This is a genomic window from Novosphingobium sp. 11B, assembly GCF_054589055.1.
Genome location: NZ_BAAILP010000306.1, coordinates 1 through 3,561 on the forward strand (window position 1 = coordinate 1; position 3,561 = coordinate 3,561).

Here is a 3,561-nt window from a genome sequence, read left to right on the forward strand (position 1 = left end):
ACTTGATCCGGGACCGCTGGCTGTCTTCAGGCAGGTGCCATCGGCAAGGCGCCCCGATGCCAAGCGGGCTGTTCACGGCCAGCAGTCCCGGATCAAGTCCGGGACGACGAGGTTTGCCATGGTGACCCGTCCTGCTTCCGGCCCCGATCTCGCCCCGACCGCGAGCTGGCTTGACGGCTATGCCGCCGAAGCCTCGCGCGGGGACCTGTTCGGCGATGCCAGCCGTCCGGTCGCCGACGTGTGGCGCAAGGTGGCGGCCGGGCTCGCCGCGGCGACCGATGGCGATCCGTCCGCCCTGCAGGACGCGACCGCGCGCCATGCCGCCGACCTCGGCCTCGCCTTCCGTCTGACCGGGGACGAGGACGAGCGCTCATGGCCGCTCAACGCGATGCCGCTGATCGTCGGCGCGCAGGAGTGGAGCCAGGTCGAACGCGGCCTGATCCAGCGCGCCGAGCTTATGGAAGCGATCGCCACCGACATCTACGGCGAGCAGAAGCTGGTCGCCGACGGCCATCTTCCCGCCGCCGTCGTCGCCGGCAGCCCGTTCTTCGCGCGGCGCATGATCGGGCGCACGCCTCACGAGGGTCGCTTCATCCACGTCTACGCCGCCGACCTTGCACGCGGGCCGCGCGGGCAATGGCGGGTGCTGCAGGACCGGGTGCGCGTGGCCGGCGGGATCGGCTATGCGCTGGAGAACCGCCTCGCCATGTCGCGCGCGATCGGTAACCTGCTGGCCGATGCCCATGCGCGGCGCCTGTCGGAGTTCTTCTCGGGCATGGTGGAGGGCATGGCCGCCGCCTGTCGCCGCGAGAATCCGCGCATCGCGCTGATGACGCCCGGCCGCTTCAACCAGACTTATGCCGAGCAGGCGCACCTCGCCCGCTACCTCGGCCTGCCGCTGGTCGAGGGGCGCGACCTCACCGTGCTCGACGAAAAGCTCTACGTCGGGACCATTGCCGGGCCAAAGCGCGTGGACGCGGTGTGGCGCTGGATCGATACCACCGCGCTCGATCCGCTGTCGTTCGACGCGAAATCGCAGCTGGGCGTGCCCAACCTGTTCGGGGCGTGGGCGGGCGGCGGCGTCGAGATGGTCAACTGGCCGGGCGTCGAAGTACTCGAATCCGCAGCCTTCGCGGCCTTCATGCCGCGCCTGTGCCGCACCCTGCTGGGCGAGGCGCCGATCCTGCCCAACGTCGCGACATGGTGGTGCGGACAGGCGGTGGAAAGCTCCACCGTTGCCGCGCGGCTTGAGGAACTGGCGCTGGTTCCCGCATTCGGGCAGCCGGTGGAGGCGCTGGCGAACCGCAATCCGATCGCCGGGGCCGGGCTCGACGGCAAGTCCCGCGTCGCGCTGATCGACGCGCTGTGGCGCCGCCCCATGGACTATTGCGGGCAGGAGATCGTCCACCTCTCCACCACGCCCGCGATCATCGACGGGCAGATCGTGCCGCGCCCCTTCACCGTCCGCGCCTTCGTGGCGCGCACGGCCGACGGCGGCTGGACGGTCATGCCCGGCGGCTTCGCGCGCCTGTCCTCCAGCACCGCGCTGCCGACCTCGCTGATGGGCGACGGCGACTTGTCGGCGGACTTGTGGGTGGTGGACGACAAGCCCGCCGCCGCCCACCTCGGCAGCCGGGTGGCCGGAGAGCCGCCGATCTCGCGCGGGGGCGGCATCCTCGCCAGCCAGGCGGCGGACAACCTGTTCTGGTTCGGCCGCTACAACGAGCGCGCCGAGGCGATGGTACGGGTGGTGCGCGCGATCCTCGCCAACCCGGCGGACAGCGACGGCAACGTCGATGCCGAAGGCGCCGCGCTGCCGCGCCTCGCCGCGCTCCTGGTCGAAGGCGGGGCGATCGAGGCGGCGACGGCGAAGCTGCCGATCGCGAAGATCTGCGCCCGCGCGCTTACCGAGACGCGGCTGGCCGGCGGCGTCGCCACGCTCATGCGCCGCCGCCAGCAGGTCGGCATGGCTCTGCGCGAGCGGTTCGCCCGCGATTTCTGGCGCATCGTCAGCCGCCCGATGCCCTCGATCAACGTCGAGCGCCCGCAGTCGATGCTGTCGAGCGCGCGCTGGCTGACCGAGCATTTCAGCGCTCTCGCGGGGCTGATCTCGGAGAACATGGTGCGCTCGGCCGCGTGGCGCTTTCTCGAGATCGGGCAGCGGCTGGAGCGCGCGCAGGCGATCTGCCGCACCGCGCGGCAATTGACGAAGGCGGGCGACGTCACCTCGCTCGGCCTCCTGCTCGACTTGTGCGACAGCCAGATCATCTATCGCAGCCGTTACCTCACCGGGCCATCGCTCAACCCGGTGCGCGATCTCGTGCTGCTCGACCCCGACAACCCGCGCGCGCTGGTGTTCCAGGTGGCGCAAGTCGTCGCGCACCTTTCCGCGCTGCCGTCCTCCCGCGACGACAATATCCCCGAGCCCCCCTTGCGCGCCGCCCGCGCGCTGCTGGGCGAGCTGCAGGCGCTGCTGGCGACCGACATGACGCCTGAGCGGCTGGCGGCGATGGAAGCGCAGTTGCTGGCGCTGTCGGATGCGATCTCGCTGCGCTACTTCCTGCAGCTGGACAACGAGGACGCCGAACGCAGGACCCCGCTGCTCTGATGCGCTATTCCGTAAGCCATATCACCACGCTCAAGTACGCGCAGGCGGTCAGCATGGCGCAGTTCAACGTGCGTCTGAAGCCCGCCGCCTGGAACGGGCAAGTGGTGAGCGACTACAAGCTGACGCTCGATCCCTCGCCTTCGCAAGTGGTGGAGGGGCAGGGCGGCTACCACGTCAACGAGGCGCGCTTCGCGCTGCGCGAGGTGACTTCGCAGGTCCAGATCGAGAGCCGCTTCACGGTGGAAGTCGAGCCGCTGCCGTTCTTCGTCGAGGATGCGGCCGGGCCGGGTCTTGCCGAACTGCGCGAGCGGGCGATGAAGAAGCCCGACCTCTCCGACCTTGCGCCCGCGTCGTACATCTTCGCCTCGCCGATCGCGCAGCCGCAGCACGAAATCGCGCGGTGGGCGGGGTCGCTGCTCAATGAGGCGATGCCGGTGATGGAGGCCGGGCGGGCACTGATGTCGGCGATCCACGGGGAATTCACCTTCGATGCGGACGCGACCGAGACCGACACGCCGCCGATCGAGGCGTTCAACCGGCGGCACGGCGTCTGCCAGGACTTCAGCCACATCATGATCATCGCCGCGCGCGCGCACGGCATCCCGGCTGCCTACGTCAGCGGCTACTTGCGCACGCTGCCGCCGCCGGGGCAGGAGCGGCTGGTCGGCGCCGACGCCATGCACGCCTGGGTCAACTTGTGGTGCGGCGAGGAACTGGGCTGGGTCGGCTTCGATCCCACCAACGACAAGCTGGCGGACACCGACCACATCTTCCTCGGCATGGGCCGCGACTATTCGGACGTGGCGCCGCTCGACGGCCGGTTTCGGGGCGCGGGGACGCAGGCGATGTACGCTTCGGTGGATGTCGCGCCGCTGGATTGAGGTTTGGCCGCAAGGAAGGCCCACCCCCGGCCCCTCCCGCAAGCGGGAGGGGAGAACAAGGCCCCCTCCCGC

General features: G+C 70.4%; 2 protein-coding genes. Both read left to right on the top strand.

Going from position 1 to position 3,561, the window contains the following annotated elements:
- The first annotated feature begins 118 nt into the window (after positions 1 to 118).
- Positions 119 to 2,608 carry a circularly permuted type 2 ATP-grasp protein gene (locus ACYPYD_RS26150; protein ID WP_036526283.1) on the top strand — a complete coding sequence of 830 codons (2,490 nt, stop codon included), beginning with the start codon at positions 119 to 121 and terminating at the stop codon, positions 2,606 to 2,608.
- Complete coding sequence (locus ACYPYD_RS26155) at positions 2,608 to 3,489, top strand: transglutaminase family protein (protein ID WP_459666565.1); 882 nt, start codon at positions 2,608 to 2,610, stop codon at positions 3,487 to 3,489. The genes ACYPYD_RS26150 and ACYPYD_RS26155 overlap by 1 nt, the downstream gene beginning before the upstream one ends.
- Positions 3,490 to 3,561: the final 72 nt, after the last annotated feature.

What these genes read in the sequence shown, in the direction of transcription:
- ACYPYD_RS26150 (WP_036526283.1), top strand. Translation starts at nt 119, where the DNA reads ATGGTGACCCGTCCTGCTTCCGGCCCCGATCTCGCCCCGACCGCGAGC.
- ACYPYD_RS26155 (WP_459666565.1), top strand. Translation starts at nt 2,608, where the DNA reads ATGCGCTATTCCGTAAGCCATATCACCACGCTCAAGTACGCGCAGGCG.